The 18,249-nt window shown below is 45.5% G+C and carries 24 protein-coding genes and 2 tRNA genes; 6 read left to right on the top strand and 20 right to left on the bottom strand.

From position 1 onward, the window contains the following. Nucleotides 1-11: 11 nt before the first annotated feature. From P22_RS15050 to P22_RS15020, 8 genes are all read right to left on the bottom strand, one after another. Complete coding sequence (locus P22_RS15050; RefSeq protein ID WP_054261063.1) at nt 12-236, bottom strand: DUF2922 domain-containing protein; 225 nt, start codon at nt 234-236, stop codon at nt 12-14. A gap of 49 nt (nt 237-285) precedes the next feature. Beyond that, the gene (locus P22_RS15045; RefSeq protein WP_054261062.1) at nt 286-507 is read right to left on the bottom strand and encodes a DUF1659 domain-containing protein; all 222 of its coding nucleotides are present in this window, start codon (nt 505-507) and stop codon (nt 286-288) included. 282 nt (nt 508-789) lie between these two features. Then, on the bottom strand, nt 790-1,659 hold the full coding sequence (locus tag P22_RS15040; protein WP_156318992.1) for an N-acetylmuramoyl-L-alanine amidase family protein: 870 nt from the start codon (nt 1,657-1,659) through the stop codon (nt 790-792). 63 nt (nt 1,660-1,722) lie between these two features. Further along, nucleotides 1,723-1,887, bottom strand: coding sequence for a hypothetical protein (locus tag P22_RS20645; RefSeq protein ID WP_156318991.1), 165 nt, complete (start codon nt 1,885-1,887; stop codon nt 1,723-1,725). 15 nt (nt 1,888-1,902) lie between these two features. Beyond that, nucleotides 1,903-2,127, bottom strand: coding sequence for a hypothetical protein (locus P22_RS15035; RefSeq protein ID WP_054261060.1), 225 nt, complete (start codon nt 2,125-2,127; stop codon nt 1,903-1,905). Nucleotides 2,128-2,156: 29 nt separating this feature from the next. Further along, complete coding sequence (locus tag P22_RS15030; protein ID WP_054261059.1) at nt 2,157-2,483, bottom strand: single-stranded DNA-binding protein; 327 nt, start codon at nt 2,481-2,483, stop codon at nt 2,157-2,159. Nucleotides 2,484-2,635: 152 nt separating this feature from the next. Continuing rightward, the gene (locus tag P22_RS15025) at nt 2,636-2,995 is read right to left on the bottom strand and encodes a hypothetical protein (protein WP_109298254.1); all 360 of its coding nucleotides are present in this window, start codon (nt 2,993-2,995) and stop codon (nt 2,636-2,638) included. Between the two features lie 55 nt (nt 2,996-3,050). Continuing rightward, entirely contained in the window at nt 3,051-3,272 is a 222-nt protein-coding gene (locus tag P22_RS15020; RefSeq protein WP_054261057.1) for a helix-turn-helix domain-containing protein, read from the bottom strand. Between the two features lie 193 nt (nt 3,273-3,465). Between P22_RS15020 and P22_RS15015 the strand changes: the two genes are divergently transcribed. The 3 genes from P22_RS15015 (at nt 3,466) to P22_RS15005 (ending at nt 5,521) form a co-directional block, all read left to right on the top strand. Continuing rightward, nucleotides 3,466-3,810 (top strand): helix-turn-helix transcriptional regulator, encoded by a 345-nt coding sequence (locus P22_RS15015; protein ID WP_054261056.1) that lies wholly within the window; start codon nt 3,466-3,468, stop codon nt 3,808-3,810. A 215-nt stretch (nt 3,811-4,025) separates the two neighbouring features. Continuing rightward, nucleotides 4,026-4,241 carry a hypothetical protein gene (locus P22_RS15010; protein ID WP_054261055.1) on the top strand — a complete coding sequence of 72 codons (216 nt, stop codon included), beginning with the start codon at nt 4,026-4,028 and terminating at the stop codon, nt 4,239-4,241. Between the two features lie 104 nt (nt 4,242-4,345). Next, on the top strand, nt 4,346-5,521 hold the full coding sequence (locus P22_RS15005) for a tyrosine-type recombinase/integrase (protein ID WP_054261054.1): 1,176 nt from the start codon (nt 4,346-4,348) through the stop codon (nt 5,519-5,521). 110 nt (nt 5,522-5,631) lie between these two features. On the opposite strand, the gene P22_RS15000 is transcribed toward P22_RS15005, so the two are convergent. After that, a tRNA-Arg gene (locus P22_RS15000) sits at nt 5,632-5,708 on the bottom strand. A gap of 231 nt (nt 5,709-5,939) precedes the next feature. Here P22_RS15000 and P22_RS14995 point away from each other — a divergent pair. After that, nucleotides 5,940-6,027, top strand: a tRNA-Leu gene (locus P22_RS14995). 114 nt (nt 6,028-6,141) lie between these two features. Here P22_RS14995 and P22_RS14990 read toward each other — a convergent pair. Together P22_RS14990 and P22_RS14985 are read right to left on the bottom strand one after the other, a co-directional pair. Next, nucleotides 6,142-7,305: a DNA polymerase IV gene (locus P22_RS14990; protein ID WP_054261053.1), complete on the bottom strand. Its 1,164-nt coding sequence runs from the start codon at nt 7,303-7,305 to the stop codon at nt 6,142-6,144. Between the two features lie 132 nt (nt 7,306-7,437). Continuing rightward, entirely contained in the window at nt 7,438-7,728 is a 291-nt protein-coding gene (locus tag P22_RS14985) for a hypothetical protein (RefSeq protein WP_054261052.1), read from the bottom strand. A 128-nt stretch (nt 7,729-7,856) separates the two neighbouring features. Between P22_RS14985 and P22_RS14980 the strand changes: the two genes are divergently transcribed. After that, the gene (locus P22_RS14980; RefSeq protein ID WP_054261051.1) at nt 7,857-8,585 is read left to right on the top strand and encodes a M48 family metallopeptidase; all 729 of its coding nucleotides are present in this window, start codon (nt 7,857-7,859) and stop codon (nt 8,583-8,585) included. A 175-nt stretch (nt 8,586-8,760) separates the two neighbouring features. On the opposite strand, the gene P22_RS14975 is transcribed toward P22_RS14980, so the two are convergent. Continuing rightward, nucleotides 8,761-9,096 carry a hypothetical protein gene (locus tag P22_RS14975; protein ID WP_054261050.1) on the bottom strand — a complete coding sequence of 112 codons (336 nt, stop codon included), beginning with the start codon at nt 9,094-9,096 and terminating at the stop codon, nt 8,761-8,763. A 164-nt stretch (nt 9,097-9,260) separates the two neighbouring features. Here P22_RS14975 and P22_RS14970 point away from each other — a divergent pair, with 164 nt between their 5' ends. Then, a complete protein-coding gene (locus P22_RS14970; protein ID WP_054261049.1) occupies nt 9,261-9,605 on the top strand; it encodes a hypothetical protein in 345 nt (114 codons plus the stop codon). 63 nt (nt 9,606-9,668) lie between these two features. Here the strand turns inward: P22_RS14970 and P22_RS14965 are convergent, their stop codons facing one another. The 8 genes from P22_RS14965 to nifK all read right to left on the bottom strand — a co-directional run bounded on the left by P22_RS14965 (nt 9,669) and on the right by nifK (nt 18,248). Further along, nucleotides 9,669-10,541 carry a beta/alpha barrel domain-containing protein gene (locus P22_RS14965; protein ID WP_054261048.1) on the bottom strand — a complete coding sequence of 291 codons (873 nt, stop codon included), beginning with the start codon at nt 10,539-10,541 and terminating at the stop codon, nt 9,669-9,671. A 2-nt stretch (nt 10,542-10,543) separates the two neighbouring features. Beyond that, the gene (locus tag P22_RS14960; RefSeq protein WP_172675855.1) at nt 10,544-11,614 is read right to left on the bottom strand and encodes a homocitrate synthase/isopropylmalate synthase family protein; all 1,071 of its coding nucleotides are present in this window, start codon (nt 11,612-11,614) and stop codon (nt 10,544-10,546) included. Between the two features lie 101 nt (nt 11,615-11,715). Next, a complete protein-coding gene (locus P22_RS14955) occupies nt 11,716-12,345 on the bottom strand; it encodes a Fe-only nitrogenase accessory AnfO family protein (protein WP_054261046.1) in 630 nt (209 codons plus the stop codon). A gap of 29 nt (nt 12,346-12,374) precedes the next feature. Beyond that, entirely contained in the window at nt 12,375-12,683 is a 309-nt protein-coding gene (locus P22_RS14950; RefSeq protein ID WP_054261045.1) for a 2Fe-2S ferredoxin, read from the bottom strand. 21 nt (nt 12,684-12,704) lie between these two features. Next, the gene (gene nifB / locus P22_RS14945) at nt 12,705-13,997 is read right to left on the bottom strand and encodes a nitrogenase cofactor biosynthesis protein NifB (RefSeq protein ID WP_054261044.1); all 1,293 of its coding nucleotides are present in this window, start codon (nt 13,995-13,997) and stop codon (nt 12,705-12,707) included. Beyond that, nucleotides 13,969-15,396 (bottom strand): nitrogenase component 1, encoded by a 1,428-nt coding sequence (locus P22_RS14940; RefSeq protein ID WP_054261043.1) that lies wholly within the window; start codon nt 15,394-15,396, stop codon nt 13,969-13,971. The genes nifB and P22_RS14940 overlap by 29 nt, the downstream gene beginning before the upstream one ends. A gap of 15 nt (nt 15,397-15,411) precedes the next feature. Next, nucleotides 15,412-16,755 carry a nitrogenase iron-molybdenum cofactor biosynthesis protein NifE gene (gene nifE, locus P22_RS14935; protein WP_054261042.1) on the bottom strand — a complete coding sequence of 448 codons (1,344 nt, stop codon included), beginning with the start codon at nt 16,753-16,755 and terminating at the stop codon, nt 15,412-15,414. Between the two features lie 104 nt (nt 16,756-16,859). Continuing rightward, nucleotides 16,860-18,248: a nitrogenase molybdenum-iron protein subunit beta gene (gene nifK / locus P22_RS14930; protein ID WP_054261041.1), complete on the bottom strand. Its 1,389-nt coding sequence runs from the start codon at nt 18,246-18,248 to the stop codon at nt 16,860-16,862. Between the last annotated feature and the right edge of the window lies 1 nt (nt 18,249).

The raw sequence follows: 18,249 nt of genomic DNA, 5'->3' as shown, positions 1-18,249 counted from the left end.
CCTCTCCTGTTTTAGGTTAACTCGGTAATGGCCAACTGGCGAATTTGCGCTTCCTTGGCAGCCATCAGATCGCCGCTGGTGCTGGAAAACACGTTTTTGGCAATGATAGTGGCCATCACTGCCTGCACGGCAGCTAGTGTCAGACCGTCCTTCGGATCTTTCACAACCACTGTCACTTCCTTAGCGCCAGCTGTCGTAAAAACCATTTCTAGCGTCTTCGTATTAGTATCAGCCATCGGTCTGTCCTCCTTTCCTTTTCTTGTTGCTGTTTAAGCGTCCTTATCCTTACTGATTAACCAGATAGGCATTATCCACCCGGGCAATATCCGCCACCGGATAGGACTGCAGCCCCATCAGCGCTTGCGCCACATCGAACAAATCCTGGTCAGTCGCCGTTGCCTTGCCGGTGTAATTCCGGGTTACATACGCCGGACTGCCGGAGGTTGTTACGCCCTTTTGCAACTTAATGGCAATGGTGCTGCTCTGCGGCATTTTTACTACAGCCATTATTGTGTGCCTCCTTTCTTCTACGATTTCCAACGCAAAAGGCACACCCCGGGAGGTGTGCCTGTCTGCGCCTGGAACGGATTATGACAAGCGCGGGGTAAAACTCGCGCGGGTCACCACGTTTCGCCCGTTCCAGGAGCGATTATTGTATTTTGTAATTATTATACATTCATTCTGCAATGTTGTAAAGTACCTTCTTGCAACGCCCCTGGTCGGCTGCAGCCGACAGAACAGACCATCCCATAGCGGCAGGACCAGCGCAGTGCCCAACCCGGGCGGCTATTAGCTGGCAAAATAGTCCGCCAGCCCAGCAGCTATGGCTACCGCCGCCGCCAGTTGGCCGGCATAACCGGTCAACAGCCGCCGGTCAGCCTCATTTGAGATAAAGGCTACCTCCACTAGTGCCGCCGGGCAGTCCGTTTCCCTAAGCATCTGGAAATTGGCCTCCTTGACGCCCCGGTCGGCCGTCTCCATTTCGGCCACCAGCCGGCTCTGCAGGCAGGACGCCAGTCGCTTGCCCCGCACGCTGCCAGGATAATGATAGACCTCCGTGCCATGGGCGGCCGGGCTCTCGACGCTGTTGGCGTGAAGGCTGATAAACACGTCCGCCTCGTTAGCATTGGCCAGCTCTGCCCGGAACGCCAACCCGTCATTTGCAATATTGCCGGTCCGGGTCAGTAAAACATCATGGCCTGCCTCATACAACAGTTCGGTTAGCAGCTTGGCAATGGCCAGCGCCACATCGCACTCCCGCACGCCGGTGGCGCAGGCCCCTGGTTCCACCGGCCCGGAATGGCCGGGGTCAATGACAATTTTCATAAAAATCCCCTCCCGTTGTCGTATCGTCTTCACAATTCCACCCGCTGCCAAGTAGGATAACACCTCCACACACGTAAGCCCGCTCCGCATCCCTGCGGGCGGCGCTGCAGCCGCTGCCGCGTCTTCCGCCTGCCGTCCTCGGGCTGCTCCGCTCAGTGCCAATAACACGGATACCGCTCTATGTCCGGCCATCCGCTCCTTGCGGCGTTTCGCTAACGCTCCACTCTCCTCATCCGCTCCCGTCCGGCCACCGCTGACGCTTAGAACCGTATCCTGCTGGGCGACAACTCGGCAGTCTGGGCAGGGGGAGCAGGCCCGAACGCTCCTTATCACTCGCACTCCGGCCTGCCGGGGGTAACTAGGGGAACGTCCACCTATCCCTAACCCTTCCCTGTCTTAGGGAAGGGGAGGCGGCCATCCGCTAATGGCTTTTATGTCCACGCCCGCCCTGTGGGTCCGCTGCGCCGGGCTACCGCTGCCGCTGGACATAAAGAGGACATTAGCGGACGTCCACCGCTGCTGTCGCAGACCTTTGCCCTGGCTCAGGGTATATGAACCCACCCCTAACCCCTCCCGTCAACCGGGAGGGGAACAAGAAACGGCTGGGCCCGACCGACCGTCTTCCTGCCGGTACAGATACTCCTCAATGTACAGCATGGCCGCCAGCAGCAGCGCGTCCTCCACACTAACCTCCCGCGTTTTGCCATTCCGCCGCGGCTTGGCCGACAAGACGGCAGCACACTTCGCCAGTTGTCCGTACATCCGCTCCGTCATAACCACCGTCACCGTTTTCCCTGCCACCGACACCACACCCCTCTGCCCGAATTTCGCTATCCTGGCCGGGCCAGCCCCGGCTTGTCCAAAAATTCGATATCCCGGACCACTACTTCGGTCACTTTCTTTCGCTGACCGTCCGCTCCATCAAACTGCCGCGTATGCAGCCGCCCTTCAATCGCCACCCGGCGGCCGCCTTCCCCCGCCTGCCCAATCTGCTCCGCCAGGTTATCCCAGGCCACGCAATCAATGGCGTCAGTTTCCTCGCGTACCTTGGTCTTAAAATTTACCGTTAATGAAAAAGAACAAACTGCCTTGCCGTTCATTGTATAGCGCATGTCCAGGTCCGGGGACAAGCTTCCCACCAGAAAGACCTTATTCATGCCAGCCCTCCCCCTTGTTGTCCACATAGTCACAGGCTCTACTACTATTATTGGTTTACGTTTATATATAAAGTTTACGTTTAAATAATGTATTCAGGTTGCCAATCATAATGATTGGCAAATCCGGTTTTGTCAATTCCACTTGCCATTCATTATGATTGGCAAATTGGCTTTACCAATGCCAGTCGCGGTTTATCCACAGGGTTATCAACAGATTTATCCACAGTTTTACCATTAAACGGCTGCAGTTCATAATACGGCGCCAGTCGCCCCGGGCGGGGCGTATGAACTAAGAGTCCGGCCGCCACCAGTTCGCCTCTGGCCCGCGACAGCGTCGCATAGCTGTAGCCCAAAAAACCTAACAGAGTACTGGCAGCCACCGTCAGCTGGGGCGGCCAGCCGGCCCGGTTAAAGAGGTGCATTAAGACACCCCACAGGGCCTGGGCTTCACTTGACAGCGGCCGCACCAGCAGCCGGGCATAAAACGCATTGAGCTCGGCAATGTAATTCATGGCCCCGCCCACTTCCACCGGTAAAAGGCTTCTTTGTATCGCCGGCGCTTCTGACTCACGGCAGAATACGCTTCAACCCGGCCGTATTCACGCCCGTCTTAGCGCTGGTCCGCCGCCGCAGCCACTCATTGGCGGCCTCCACATGAATTAAAAAACGATTGCCTTCTTTCGATGCCGGAAAATCCGACAGATAGCAAAACTCCCGCACCCGGTTCTGCCCAATGCCAGTCATGGCCGCAAACTCCTTGACCGTGACCACTAGCTTGGTGTTTGTCATAATTCATCTTCTCCCTTTAAGTGAATTAACGCAATTTGATATTGCATTATGTAATAATCATAGCAGTGGTTTACTATTTTTTCAATACATTTCTCACTTTTATATTTACAAATCGCAATTGAAGAATTACAATGTGGGTAGCAACTACTTTTTACAGTGTGTGCAAATTAAACGTGATGGTGTGTGAAAAAACATGAGCAAAGAAATAGGAAAACGCATCCGCGCTGCCCGCGAACGGCTCCATATGTCCCAGGCCGCCCTAGCGGACATTATCGGGGCGGGCAATCAGTCCACCGTGGCCGGCTGGGAGCGGGGCCGCACCGAACCGGACGGCGAAACGCTGGCCCGCCTGGCCGTCATTTTGAAAGTCTCGACCGACCACCTCTTAGGCGTCGATGCCGGCGTGCTATCGCTGCCGGCCGATGTCACCGACCTGGCCAAAGACATTGCCGACCTGCCGCCCGCCGAGCGCGCCGTCATTGAAAAAATCGTAACGGCCTTAAAAGCTGAAGACAAAGACAAAGTTGTCCCTGGTTGACCGGTGGATTCGCAATATGCTCTATCCCGGCGGCAAGCGCCGGAAATAAAACAGGCGGCCAAGTGGCGGCCGCCATTGTAAGTTCCTACATAAAGGATGGTGTGTGAATATGGCGCATGAGGCTAACCGCCTGCGTGCCTCCGAGATGCCGCCGTAGGGGACAAGCCCTGTCGGCCAATACCGGAGTAATCAGCCAGCAAAGGAGGTGTGTGACCATGAAAACAAATATCTATGGCAATGGCAGTGTCTATCGACGTCAGGACGGCCGCTGGGTGGCTACCGTTTGCAGCCGCGACCCTGTGACAGGCAAATCCGTTCGTACCTATGCCTACGGCAAAACCAAACAGGAAGCGTTGCAGAAAAAAATGGAGCTCCTTGCGATCAGCAAAGAACTCCCTGCCCCTTCCGGCCTGACTGTTAGCCACAGCTAGGCTGCGCCTGTAATTCGTTGCAAACCGCATGCGGTGGCAACGGGTTATACAACAACAGCGTGCAGCCGCCCTTGCCACCGACATCAAAAAGGTGGTGTGTGCTCATGGCTAAACGGGCCAATGGCGAAGGAACTATTTGCAAACGCAAAGACGGCCTCTGGATGACGGCCGTCATCATCGGCCGCGACGCCGAGACGGGAAAACCCGTCCGCAAATATTGCTACGGCAAAACCAAAGGCGAAGTCCAACAGAAAAAAGACGCCCTGCTCGAACGGAGCAAGGGACCGGTCTTCATTGACGCCGATAAAATCACTGTTGGCCAGTGGGTGGAAAAGTGGCTGACCATCTACGCCCGGGCCAGCGTCCGGGGCAATACCTACATTGGCTACCGTTCGGTGGTCAATAACCATATTCTGCCGCTGTTAGGCGAGATTAAACTGCAAAAACTCAGGGGGATTGATATTCAAAACATGGTGAACACCATCAAAGACAACGGCGGCGGACCGCGCCTGGCCGAACTGGCCTTTTCGGTGCTGCGCATCGCCTTAAACAAAGCCTTTAACGAGGAAATACTGCACCGGCTGCCGTTTAAAACGGTATCGCTGCCCAAGAAGAGGCGCAAGGAATTCATACCACTCAGCAGCATAGAGTGGGCACGCCTGTTCACAGCCGCCGAAGCCGACGCCGAAATGTATACCGCTTTGCTCCTCGAATGGGCAACCGGCATCAGCCGTTCCGAACTATTGGGACTGAAGTGGATAGACTTCAATTTCACCGCCGACAGCGTCAGCATCCAGCGGGCCGTCATCATCACCGACGAGGGCCTCACGCTCGACGACACCAAAACCATCGCCCGCCAGCGCGTCTTGCCGCTGCCGGAAATTACGATACTGCAGATGAAGCAGCACCAGGGCCGTCAGACGGCAACCATCGCCGCCCATAAGGCCACAGGCCTGCCCTGGGAAGACAATGACCTGGTATTCCCCGACCCCTTCGGCAAACTCCAGGACCCGCGCAGCTGGTCCAAACAATTTAAGCGCATGGCCAAAGCGGCCAGCATTGATATTACCTTTCACAAACTCCGGCACGACCACGCCAGCCGCCTTTCGGCCAATGGCGTCAGCATCAAAGATGCCCAGTACAGACTGGGCCACAGTACCACGCAAATGCTACTCAATGTCTACACCCACAGGATATCCGGCGGCCAGGAAAAAATTGCCTCATGGCTCAACTCTTCCTTTCCGGTCGCATCGATCAATCATGAGACACCACTACAGTAACCGTTTAGAAAATGCAGTTTCTGCCGCGTTGTTGTACGGTTGTTGTAAAACTGCTATGAAAACGAAAAAAAGAGCTTTACGAAAACCTCGTAAAACCCTTGAAATATCAATGGCGACCCCGGCAGGATTCGAACCTGCGACCTTTTGATTCGTAGTCAAACGCTCTATCCAGCTGAGCTACGGAGTCATCTCATCAATTACTTATATAGTATATCTTTTTTCACACCTTATGTCAATAAATAAATCAGTTAATGATTTTACTATTTCTGTAAACAATATATTTTATACTCCGATTTTAAAAATTACACCATTGTGACCTAATCACAGTTAAACATATTACTCAAAAAAACCACTTGACAATAATTTATCGAAATGATAACATAACTAATGTACTTAACGGGTTTGTTCTATAACACATGCCGAAGTGGCGGAATTGGCAGACGCACTTGACTCAAAATCAAGCGTGGTAGCCCCACGTGCCGGTTCGAGTCCGGCCTTCGGCACCAGAAAAATCAAGTCTTCCGCTGGAGGGCTTTTTTTGTTTATACCGATTTCTGCCCGTTAAAAAACAGTCACTTTTTTGTGACTGTTTTTTAGTAAAGCCGCCGTCTTCTAGCAAGTTAATCTCTTTTCTCCAGCACTCTTCCTCTCGTTACAATATGAGTGCCAAATCGTTCTTTTAGAAAGTCCATCGCATCGGCTATCTTTTCTTGCTTATCTGTGACTTCATTAAATAGATTAAGCTGTTGTTCCCGCGGACCTAAACCGGATACGGTAATCCCTAGTAACCGAATTCCCTCTTTTACAGGAATTATAGCCATAAGCTGAAGAGCGGTATGATAAATAACTTCATCAATAGCTATAGGTTGCATCAAAGTAAGGCTGCGCGTGACTGTCCGAAATGAAGAAAACCGCACCTTTAATGTGATCGTCTTACCGCATAGCCCTTCTTTACGAAGCCGCCATCCAACTCGCTCGGCGAGTGACAATAAAGCAGCCAGGATGCTTTCTTGTGATTGAATATCCCTGGAAAAAGTTTCTTCATTACCAACCGATTTAGCCTCCCTGTCAGGGATAACAAGTCGATCATCACGGCCCCAAGCCAAATTGTAAAGTTCAATAGAATATCTCCCTAAGTGTTTTTCCAGTGTATACGGATCAATTTGACGCAATTGACCGATCGTCTCTATTTGCAAAGACTTGAGGATACGTTCCGTGACCTCTCCTACGCCCCATAGTTTACTGACCGGCAGTGGTGAAAGCAGGCTCAGTTCTTCACCTGGCCGTATCACCATAAGTCCATCCGGTTTGTTATAAGCCGAAGCCAACTTGGCTAAAAATTTATTTGGCGCCACACCAACTGATATAATCAAATTAAGTTGCGCTCGGATCTGTTCTTTGATCTTAACAGCAATATCCACTACATCATTATGTAGTAGCTCCATCCCTGTAATATCTAAAAAAGCTTCGTCAAGTGCCAAAGTTTCAATAACCGGGGAAAAAGATGCAAGAATTTGCATGATTTCTCCTGATATTTTTGCATACTTTGCCATATTAGGCAATACATAGATCCCCTGTGGGCAGCGACGTCTTGCTTCCGCCATCGGCATGGCCGACCGCACTCCGTATTGACGTGCTTCATAGGAAGCGGCCGCTACTACACCCCGGCTACTATTGCCACCAACAATAACCGGTTGCTGCCGGAATTCAGGATGGTCTCGCTGTTCGACCGAAGCATAAAAAGCATCCATATCAGCATGTAATATCCACCGTTGTCGCACCATTCTCTTCCCTCCTAGTAAACGAAACGTAGAAAAACCGCCTCAGAACATACGTTCTGTTTGTTGTATTATACGACAAACATATCCTTTTGTCAAAAATAGAACTCCTGCGCAGATTACACGCAGGAGTTCTTCTCATTCGTAATTTTGACTATTAGAATAAATACCGTTCTCTCTTTTGTCAAAGACTTCTATCATTTTTTCATCAGATTCCTGAACACACAACTCACAATATACAACCGTACTCCCATTAACCGGTTCCTGAATAATATCCTGTTCATATTTATCCTGATATTTTTTATCCCAGATTTCATAACGCGTCCCAATCAATTCTACACCAGGCTCAAATCCCGTACCATAGGTAATAACTCGTTTTACTAAAAAAGATTTCTGACTTTCTTTCAATATAATTGTATTTTGTTTCATATATAACCTTCCCACTGTTTATCACTCTACGATAAATAATTCTTATATAACCTACTTTTTTCGCAGGAATTTACACAGTAAACGCCAAATCAAAAAAATATATAATTATAAACCAAAGGACATACGCAATGAACAAAATTATGCTGGCTAATTATCAATTATATTATACAATTCTCTACCGGAAAAACCGGAAAACAATACAAATAAAAGTAAAAGATACACAATTGCTGGAAATTACTGCGCCTGTTCAATACCCTGCAACATCAATTGAAACCCTCCTGCAAAAAAAAAGTAAATGGATTCTCTCCCGCATTGACCACCTTCGTAAATTATCCGCTAATCCTGTAAACAGCGCACTCTCTCAAGGTACCCGTATTTTATACCTGGGTAAAGAATACTATTTACACTTTTATTATACCACAACAGACAACACACCTACCATCAGGCTGGAAGCCGATAAAATGCAAATTGTTCTTCCAAAATTCACGCACCGTAATACAGATGTCATACATCAATTAATAAAAAAATGGTATCTTGCTGCTGCTGCCGATTTGCTAACAACGAAAACCATGGAATGGTCAAAAAAACTCCATGTTCTTCCTAAACAGATCCATATTAAAGAACAAAAAACACGCTGGGGAAGTTGTTCTGCTCTGGGCAACATTAACTACAATTGGCGAATTATCATGGCACCGACAGGCGTTATTGATTATCTGGTGGTACATGAATTATCTCATTTGCGAGAATTAAATCATTCTCGTCAGTTTTGGCTGTTGGTAGAAAGTTGTCTTCCTAATTATAAACAAGAACGGAATTGGCTGAAAGACAACGGTTACCTGCTACATCGGATTTTATAAACAGAAAAGTATCCCTCAGTAAAATCCTTTTAATCGTTTACAAACACTGACTGCCAATAAACCGCCAAGGACTCCTGTGATAAGCTGCGGCCAGCCCATAACAAAAAGTAATGCCGACGAAAGTTTAACTGGATAAAAGATCTCCTCAGAAAGGTCGCCGAACACACGGTGATCATTATTTATGCCATTTATGACGCAACGGGGGCCTGTTAGGTCCGCCACCTCTGCCACTACTGAAAATCATCCACAATAATATACTTAATATAATAATGTTTCCGATTATACTCGGCATCAAATTCACATCTACTAATATAGTGATAAAAGTTAACAACGAAAAAAAATACATACTTCTTTTGACATCAATAAAAGAATATCTGCGTATAAGCATGTATAGCGCAAACAAAATAATTAAATCAATCAGTACCAAGATAACCGGGCTGATAAACAACTCTTTGATAATTGCACCACCGATAATGACTGCAAAAAGATACAACCAAATCTGCTGAATCATACAATCCCTCCTAAGCACTTTTTTGACTCAATGAATTTGATTAGCCATCTATTGAATTATAACGTATATAGAAGAAAAAAATAAGCTTTTACTCTAAATTCTGTTTATAAATTCAACTTTTTGAGCATACTTAATAAATAATCAGTATATAAGGAGTGAATGATATGGAATGTTCTTTTACACTATTTGAACCACATCGGGAGCGTTCAAGCAAAACTATCGAACCAATCATTGAATTAAGACCCAATGGACGTATTGTATTCAATAAGCTGGCTACTGAATTATTAGACAACAGTCCTTTTTGTATGATAGGTTATGACTTGCAAGCCAATGCTGTTGGCTTATTACCTTTAAAAGAAAGAAATATTAATTCGTTTCCCATTCGTTACGCTACAAAAGGTGCTTATGTTGGTGCAAAAAAATTTTTTAAACATTTTAATATTCTCCCCCAACAGGCAGTTGAAAGTAGCCCCTTCCATTCCGGAGAGTTTATCGGCGTTAAGTTATAAACAATAGAAAGCAAAAATAAACAGCTAGATCCCTCTAGCTGTTTATTTTTGCTAGACATAACCTCAGCCTGCATGTTTGCCTCTCTTCTTTTCATACTTCACTTTAGCTTTAGCACCGAGAATTGGCTTATAGGGAAAATGATCAACGGAAATTATGGAAGCCAGACGGGTACAAGTTTTTAAGCGAATGGTAGAGGGTACTCCATAAACCGCGTCAAGTGCAGTGAGTACTTCTTCCATGGGAGCATTGCCAGCCCGCTCACCAATACCGGCTATCGTCGTACTGGCAAACCTTATACCGGCTTTATAAGCAGCTAGGGTATTTGCCGTAGCCAATCCAAAATCATTGTGTGCATGAAACTCAATTGGCAATGAGCACTTAGCCACCAAATCCTCCAGTAAAGTAAAGGTAGTAAATGGGTCCAAACAACCAACCGTATCGGCAAAGCGTATACGAATAGCTCCCAGTTTAGCGGCAATACCAGCCACCTGTAAAAAAAACTCCTTATCTGCTCTGGAGGCATCCTCTGCACCAACGGATACGCTACAGCCAAAGCTTTGAGCCAAACGAATGCTTTGTTTTAACTGCAAAATAACCCACTCACGGCTTTTTTTTATTTTGTGCTTAATGTGAAGATCTGAGACAGGCACAGAAATATGAATACAGGAAAACCCGCACTGTACGGAAGCCAAAATATCCTCTGCTTTTGCTCTGTTCCAGGAAAATACTTTTGCCTTGAGACCTGAAGATACTATCGCACGCATAATTTCCTGTTCAGCTTCTCCCATTGCTGGTGTTCCAGCTTCTATCCAACTAACCCCTGCACGATCTAAAGCAGTTGCTATGGTTAGTTTTTCTTTTTTTGAAAAGGCAATACCAGCCGCCTGTTCTCCATCCCGCAGTGTTGTATCAATGATTTCCAGTGTGTCTTGCACCTTTACTCACCTCGCTTATCTTCATATGAGTTTTTTCTCTCTGAAAAATATAAACTTTGTAGTTGTTCATCATTTAGACAGCCTTTCTGCACTACGGCCAATTTTCTAACTTTAGGCAGCATTGCCGCAATTTCCTGGTCACTTGGATAAAGCTCTATTTGATTTAATTTCACTCTGAGAGACATGCTCCCTGAGTGTTTTCCAATCACCAATCGTCGGACCAATCCCACTTCTTCAGGTGAAAATGCTTCGTATAAACTGGGATTCTGAACTACTCCTTGAACATGCAATCCCGATTCATGAGCAAAAACATCCGTTCCAATAACGGCCTTACGGACAGGAACATTCTGTCCCATACAGGCCAGAATATGCGCACAAAGAGCTGCCAAATCCCCGGTAGCAGGTATTGTTTCTTGTAGTATATATTTACTGCCTATCAGCACTTCTTCCAGTGCAGCATGACAGGGAGTGCCAACGCCTGCCACTGAGGCAGCGACCCGCCTTACACCGGCTTTAATAGCGGACAGCGAATTAGCAGTGGCTAGGCCATAACTGTTATGAGCATGAAATTCCAAAACACAAGGTAAAATTTTATATATTTGACTTAAAGCTTCAAAAACAGCAAATGAATCCAGTAAACTTTCTTTATCGCCATAGATAAATGATTTAATATCAAATTTAATGATTAACTTTAAGTAGTAATCTATATCGACCGCAGAAATCTGCGCAGCGTTTTCAATAAATAATGAAACTGATAAGTGCAGCTTGGAAGCAGCTGCTAATACCGGATACAACCTTTTACTGGTTTGTTTACGTGACACATGAGAATAAACTATGATGATTTTATCAAAACCCAAATGATACGCCCGGTACAGATCATATAAATTGGGTTTTATTTTTCCTCGTAAAAAAGAATGAAAGGTTACATTATACGAATGCAGCCCGTTTTCTTCCCACTCTTTTACCCATACATCCGTAGATCCTATTGGCAATTCTGTTAACGCCTGCATCATAAGTCGTAATTTAACCGGTCCTATTCCTTGCTTTAATCCTTCATTTACAGTTTGATCCATATATAAGACTGGCTTACTCATACTTGTCACTCCTGATTAGTTAAAAGATCCTGCCAAATCGAAACTACATTATTGGTCAGGATCTTTTCAAAGCTGCCAAGTTAAGAACAGCATTTCGGTTGGATATTTATTCTCATTTCGCCGTCATTGATTGTATTTATCTCACAAACCATTTTTTTAGCAAGTAATTCGCCTTCCAGCCAGGGGGGGATATGTTTACAGAGTATAGATATTGACGTAAAATTTTCTTTTTTCAACAAAGGGAGCAAGACTTGTTTTGAAGTCACCCCGGCACTGCTTTGCTGAACTTTTTTTAAATCAATAAAATAACATCCATGGCTCACTTCCTCGACAAATGCTTCGGTACTAGGCTTCACTACCTCAACAGTCCGCCTGGCAAGTGCAGCTTCCTTGTCGAAAATATCATCTAAATACAAATCCGGTCTTCCTTCTATTTCCCATACGCTGATATCCGCTTTTTCAAATTCAAAATAAGGTACGCCAGTAACAGATAACCCGGCAAAAATAGTACATTCACCCATAAAGGAAATGAGTTTAGCCATGTTTTGCCGCAATTGATATAAACCCTGCTTGGGGTCAAGTTTGAATTCCAATTCCCGGTCAATTTCCCATACACCATTTCCTCTACGATAGACAATCACTTTTCCCGGCTCTAATAATGACGCTGCAACAGCTTCATCATTAATATAAACAGCGATTTCTTTTGTCACTCAAACCCCTCCCAAGCACAAATTTCAAATTATAGCTCAAGCCGCTTGACTACAGAGTCACCTTCAATATGCTCATCCATAATTTCTTCAACATCATCCGGTGTAACCGAGCCATACCATACGTTATCTGGATAAATGACAACAATCGGACCTTGTTCGCAAATTCCAAAACAGCCCGTGTTCGAGATAAAAACTTCACCGCTTAAATCACGATCACGAATTTCTTCCATAAATGCTTCTACAACACCAAGCGCATCTTTAGTTTGACAAAACCCTTTAGCCTGCCCCGTCATTCGAGAGCTGGTGCATACAAAAATATGTCGTTTCGGTTTATTCATCTTCATCCATCCTTGTTTTATTTATATCGCTTCTTGTAAAGAAAGTTGTTTTACACATTGTGCCAAGCCATTTTCTATCGTATAGCAAGATTCTATGCTGTCAATCCCATGTTCTTTGAGCATTTTCTGCGCGTTATACCCTATACGCATGGTCAACACAGCGTCACAATCGGCAATGGTAGCAATAATTGCCTTCCGCCGACTGACCTCTTCATCACAATCTTCCATACCCAGGCAGTATTTCGCTGATTTTCTCATCTCCAACAACTGAAAAACATGACCGTCACCCTCATAAATCATAAACTCCGCAGCATGCCCAAAATGCAGATCCACCAGTTTTCCATACTTAGACGTAACAGCAATTTTATATTTTTTGCTAGCAATAGTCTTTTTCATCTCTCCTATGCCCGTTTGTTTATTACTGCTGCAACTACGAAACTCCTGAGACCGGTCTTCCTTTAAAAGTCCAATCGCATCAGCTCGGCATTGTTGGCAGTGTCTCATTTGTTGAATATCCAACTGACACAGATTACGCATCTCGTTGATCTCTTTCATACTCGTCTGCGGATACTTTTCAAAAACACTTCCCGGAGCCGGAATGAGTGGCATAATATTGGTAATAAAGGCACCCAATTCTTTAACCCTCTTAACTACCAGAGGAATATGGCTGTCATTAATCTCTTTAATCATAACAATATTGACTTTAACCAATACACCGCGCTTAGCTAAATACTCAATACCAGCCAGTTGATTTTTGATTAACAGTTCTGCTCCCGTTTCACCACGATAACTTTCACCTTTGAAAGTCACCACTTTATAAATCCGGGCTCCAATCTGAGGATCCAAACAATTTACCGTTACAGTTACATGTCTTATTCCTAATGCAACAAGTTCGGCAGCATATTCGGGCAACATCAACCCATTGGTTGATAAACAGAAAGTCGTTTCCGGCGAAGCTTCTTTGATAAGTTCAATACTCCGGCGGACCTCCGGCCAATTTGCCAAAGCATCCCCAGGACCTGCAATTCCTACAACAGTCAAGTTTTCGATTTTTTCCTTCACAAATAGGAACTTTTCTTTGGCCATGTCAGGAGAGAGAATTTCACTGGTCACACCTGGTCGGCTCTCATTAACGCAATCGAATTTGCGGTTACAGTAATTACAGCTGATATTACATGCGGGTGCCACTGGCAAATGCATCCGAGCATACTTTTGATGTGCCCCTGCCGAATAGCATGGATGCTGTTCCGTTTTTTGCAAGAGATCGGCATTGCTCGTTGTGCTGTCAGTTTGACTCGGACATTTGCAACTCATTTTCTCCACCTCGGTTCACACCACAGGCTGGTCCTTTCTCCAGCCCCCGGTAATATTTCTCATACATCGAACGCCGATAAGAACGGCGCTTTTCCGCCAGCAAAGTATTGGTAATTCGGTCCAAAAACATGGCTGTTCCGGTATATCCCACAGATAATAAGCGCTGTCCCCCCACACGGTCAAGAATGGGAAAACCTAGCCGTACAAGTGGTATATGCTCATGCTCTTCCAAATATCGTCCATCCGAGTGTCCAATGGCGATATTGGCTGATGAATCACTAACCACATTACGAATTTTCATAAAATCGGTTTCGTTTAAAAAGTTTACCGCCGGTGCGTCATTTGCTTCCAACTCTGGTTGCAAGAGTTCAAACACTTTAGAATTAAAGCTGCCGGTGGCAATAACCACTGGAAACACGCCATTTTCCAGACAGGTTTTGCTTATAGCATAAACCAATTCCGGATCACCAAAAATTACACTGCGCCCCTGAAAATTATATTTATGGGAATCAACCATAGCATCCAGTAAACGCCCGCGTTCGGCAGCAATACTGTCCGGCATAGCCATATCATTGATTTCACAAAGTGCTTTGATAAATAAGTCGGTATTTTCTACCCCCATGGGAATTGGAAGATTATAGAGCGGAACCCCGAACTCATCTTCCAGATACTTTCCAGGCGATAGTTCATCGGCAGCAGTTATCCCAAACTGGATGGTAGCCACTGCACCGGACATTTCCTGTATATCTTGAATTTTTGTTCCACCATCCGGTAATTTAGCATACTGACGGAGCAGTGGACGATCCAAAGTATCTGAGATGTCCGGAAATAAGGTATACTGAATGTTCATGATATCCAGAATCCGTTTAAGCTCCCTTATATCGGCTGTACTAATATGAGGAATAATTAAATTCAGCTTATTATGTTTTTCAGCCTTCTTCGTTACTTGAATAAGAGTTCTTCGCAAAGCATACAAATAGCCTTCTGTATGTGTACCACCATAACCGGGAGTTGGCACGGTAACAACGGTTAAATCGGTAAGATTTTTTTCCTTACGATATTCGGCTGCAATGCGTTCGATATCTTCACCAATGGTTTCTGCCAAACAAGTTGTCAGCACACCAATGACTTTAGGATTATATACCTTGATGATATTATCCAATGCCTGCTTTAAATTTTTCTCACCGCCATATACCGTACCTTTTTCATTTAATGATGAAGACCCCACATCTATCGGTTCGTTAAAATGCTCGGCGATGTGCCGGCGCATATAGGTACTGCAGCCTTGTGAACCGTGCAGTACCACCATACATTGTTCTATTCCTTTAAAGGGTAAAATTGCCCCCATAGGCATGCACATATTACAGGGGTTTTCATTTACATTTCGCGCTGCTGTCATATCCACCACTCCCTGCTAAGCCTTAATATATTTCCAAACAGGAGAACATACCGTTGAATATACTTCCGCAGCAAAGTTAACTGCACCCACGAACCCGCTTAAGGGATGTTTCCGGTCATGATTATGGTCTATAAATGCTTTTGCCAGTTTATAGGCAAGAGGCCGTTCTTTTACGCCTCCAACCAATAAATCGGCATTTTGTTCTACCATGAATCGTTCCAGTTCAGCCGGATTGGCATCATCCAGAATAACGGTTCCGTCATTAACCAATTCATCAATGGCTTCATATTCTTCTTTCCGGCCTGTCTGTGTACCGACCATAACCACTTCAATACCAACTTCACGAAACTGTTTGATCAGTGAAATGGCTTTAAATCCCCCGCCAACATACACTGCCGCTTTCTTTCCCTGCAGTTTTTCCCGATAACTTTCAATAACCGGTTGAATTTTAGCCGTTTCTCTTTGTATTAGTATTTCTGCTCTTTCCATCATTTCGTGATCCTGAAAAGCCCGGGCTACCGCTCTAAGTGAATTAGCCGTATCTTCAATTCCCAAAAAAGAGACATTGATAAACGGAATTTGGTAGAGCGTTTCTATCTTTGCAGCCAAATAATGCATAGAACCGGCACATTGTATAATATTTAACGAAGCGGAAGTTGCTTTTTTTAGATCTTCATATTTCGAATCGCCAGTGAATACGACATTTAATTTTACACCAATCTCTTGCAAATAACTTTTTATAATCCAAGCCTCTCCGGCTAAATTAAAATCACCAAGATAATTAATCGTTTTTTCTAGCTTAGGTAATTTCTCCCCATCAGGCTCAATCAGTCGCAGCAATGCATCGCCGGCAGCACGGTACCCGGCAGCTTTATTACCGATAAAGCCGCTGGACTCTACCGGTATTACTTCAATGTTATGTCTTTGGGCCGCAGCTTTACATACTGCCTGCAAATCATCGCCAATAACGCCTACGATACAGGTAGAATACACAATAACCAGTTTTGCCTCCGGATATTTTCCGACCAATTCATCAATGGCTGCCGCTAATTTTTTTTCTCCGCCGAAGATAACATCCTGTTCTTTCAGGTCTGTAGAAAAACTATTTCGGTACAACTCTTCTCCACTACTTAAACTTCCCCGTATATCCCAGGTATAACTTGCACAGCCTATCGGACCATGTACCAGATGGATTGCATCAGTAATCGGGTTTAGCACCACTCTGGCCCCACAGTATACGCAAGCACGCTGGCTGACACAGCCGGCAATGCTTTCAGCATCACACTTAAGCTGTTTTTTCTGTTTCCCCTTAGTAATAATAAATTCGTCTCTATCGCGTATAGCTGCTGCCTCACTCATCCAGCCGTCACATCCTTTCGTTACCTGCGTAGTAAATCTAGTAAGGCTGGCAGTCTGGGCAGCAGGAGATTTTTTCCTGCACCCACGACTCGACACAACCTCAATTACATTACCAACTCAAAATCTTCATCTGCCGCATCTCTGTCGGCACGGTCTAACAGAGCATTGCTGATCATCTCAATAATGCGCATGGCGCCGCGATACCCTACCAGCGGCATATAAGAATGAACACTTCTATCAAGTATCGGAAAACCTATCCGCACAAATGGAATATCTTCAGCACGGGCGATAAATTTGCCATACGTATTCCCAATCAACAAATCGACCGGTTCATTTTTAATCCATTGATGCAGCTCAAACAAGTCTCCTGGCGCCTTAACGTTGGCTGTCACTCCGGCTGCTTTCAACATATCCTGAACTTCCTCTTCAAAGCTGGCTAAGCCGGATCCCAATGCTCCTGCCGGTGTACCTGTTAGTACATGTACCGGAATCATACCCAGACTCAATAAAAATTCAGTCATTGAGGTCACAATATCGGGATCGCCAAAAATAGCTACTTTTTTCCCGTGAAAATGGAAATGAGTATCGGTCATAATATCGACCAACTGGCCACGTTCTTCCTCTAGTTCATAGGGAATTTCTGCTGCAAAGGAACTCCGCAAGGCCATTAAAAAATCATCGGTTGCTTTTACGCCAATCGGAGTTTTTAATGAAACAGCCGGGACCTTGCATTTCTTCTCCAATTTTTCCGCTGCATCCAAGGATGCGAAACGGCCAAGTGACATAGTAACTTTGGAATTACCGGAATCTTTTAATTCGTCCAGTGTAACACCACCCTTAGGATACATTTCAAACTTGCCGGTCATCGGTGAATCCACTACTCCTGAGGTATCAGGAAACATAATGAAATCAAGTTTCAGCGATTTAACAATTCTTTTAATTTCACGCATATCTCCCGGATTGACAAAACCAGGAATGACATTCACCTGTTCTTTTTTGGAATCACTGGTACTTTCCGAAAAATACGTAGCCATAGCCTTAGTCATATTAGAAAAACCGGTAATATGCGACCCCTGGTAACTTGGCGTATTCGCATGAAATACGATTTTTCCTTCCGGTATCTCCGATTGTTTGATAATGGTCGGAATATCATCACCAATTGTCTCCGACAGACAAGTTGTATGAATGGCCATAACATCGGGATTATATAAAGCAAATACGTTTTTAATCGCTGTTTTTAAGTTGGCACCGCCGCCAAAAACTGATGCACCTTCCGTAAAGCTGCTTGTTGATGCCATGATCGGATCACGAAAATGTCTGGTTAAATGCATCCGGTGAAAGGAACAGCACCCTTGCGAACCATGACTGTGCGGCAGGCAGCCTTTTATCCCTAAAGCAGCATACATGGCCCCTATCGGCTGGCAAGTTTTAGCAGGATTGATTACGGCGCCACTTGGACGCTCTTTCAGTTCTTTGGGTGTATAATCAAGCATC

Source organism: Propionispora sp. 2/2-37, assembly GCF_001298735.1.
Taxonomy (GTDB): Bacteria; Bacillota; Negativicutes; order Propionisporales; family Propionisporaceae; genus Propionispora.
Note: the sequence above shows the minus strand (reverse complement) of the source record. Positions and strands in the feature narration are given on the sequence as shown.

Excerpts from the sequence above, each read along its gene's own strand:
- P22_RS15050 (WP_054261063.1), bottom strand. The coding sequence starts at position 236 with ATGGCTGATACTAATACGAAGACGCTAGAAATGGTTTTTACGACAGCT.
- P22_RS15045 (WP_054261062.1), bottom strand. The coding sequence starts at position 507 with ATGGCTGTAGTAAAAATGCCGCAGAGCAGCACCATTGCCATTAAGTTG.
- P22_RS15030 (WP_054261059.1), bottom strand. The coding sequence starts at position 2,483 with ATGAATAAGGTCTTTCTGGTGGGAAGCTTGTCCCCGGACCTGGACATG.
- P22_RS15025 (WP_109298254.1), bottom strand. The coding sequence starts at position 2,995 with ATGAATTACATTGCCGAGCTCAATGCGTTTTATGCCCGGCTGCTGGTG.
- P22_RS15020 (WP_054261057.1), bottom strand. The coding sequence starts at position 3,272 with ATGACAAACACCAAGCTAGTGGTCACGGTCAAGGAGTTTGCGGCCATG.
- P22_RS15015 (WP_054261056.1), top strand. The coding sequence starts at position 3,466 with ATGAGCAAAGAAATAGGAAAACGCATCCGCGCTGCCCGCGAACGGCTC.
- P22_RS15010 (WP_054261055.1), top strand. The coding sequence starts at position 4,026 with ATGAAAACAAATATCTATGGCAATGGCAGTGTCTATCGACGTCAGGAC.
- P22_RS15005 (WP_054261054.1), top strand. The coding sequence starts at position 4,346 with ATGGCTAAACGGGCCAATGGCGAAGGAACTATTTGCAAACGCAAAGAC.
- P22_RS14990 (WP_054261053.1), bottom strand. The coding sequence starts at position 7,305 with ATGGTGCGACAACGGTGGATATTACATGCTGATATGGATGCTTTTTAT.
- P22_RS14985 (WP_054261052.1), bottom strand. The coding sequence starts at position 7,728 with ATGAAACAAAATACAATTATATTGAAAGAAAGTCAGAAATCTTTTTTA.
- P22_RS14980 (WP_054261051.1), top strand. The coding sequence starts at position 7,857 with ATGAACAAAATTATGCTGGCTAATTATCAATTATATTATACAATTCTC.
- P22_RS14975 (WP_054261050.1), bottom strand. The coding sequence starts at position 9,096 with ATGATTCAGCAGATTTGGTTGTATCTTTTTGCAGTCATTATCGGTGGT.
- P22_RS14970 (WP_054261049.1), top strand. The coding sequence starts at position 9,261 with ATGGAATGTTCTTTTACACTATTTGAACCACATCGGGAGCGTTCAAGC.
- P22_RS14960 (WP_172675855.1), bottom strand. The coding sequence starts at position 11,614 with ATGGATCAAACTGTAAATGAAGGATTAAAGCAAGGAATAGGACCGGTT.
- P22_RS14950 (WP_054261045.1), bottom strand. The coding sequence starts at position 12,683 with ATGAATAAACCGAAACGACATATTTTTGTATGCACCAGCTCTCGAATG.
- nifB (WP_054261044.1), bottom strand. The coding sequence starts at position 13,997 with ATGAGTTGCAAATGTCCGAGTCAAACTGACAGCACAACGAGCAATGCC.
- P22_RS14940 (WP_054261043.1), bottom strand. The coding sequence starts at position 15,396 with ATGACAGCAGCGCGAAATGTAAATGAAAACCCCTGTAATATGTGCATG.
- nifE (WP_054261042.1), bottom strand. The coding sequence starts at position 16,755 with ATGAGTGAGGCAGCAGCTATACGCGATAGAGACGAATTTATTATTACT.
- nifK (WP_054261041.1), bottom strand. The coding sequence starts at position 18,248 with ATGCTTGATTATACACCCAAAGAACTGAAAGAGCGTCCAAGTGGCGCC.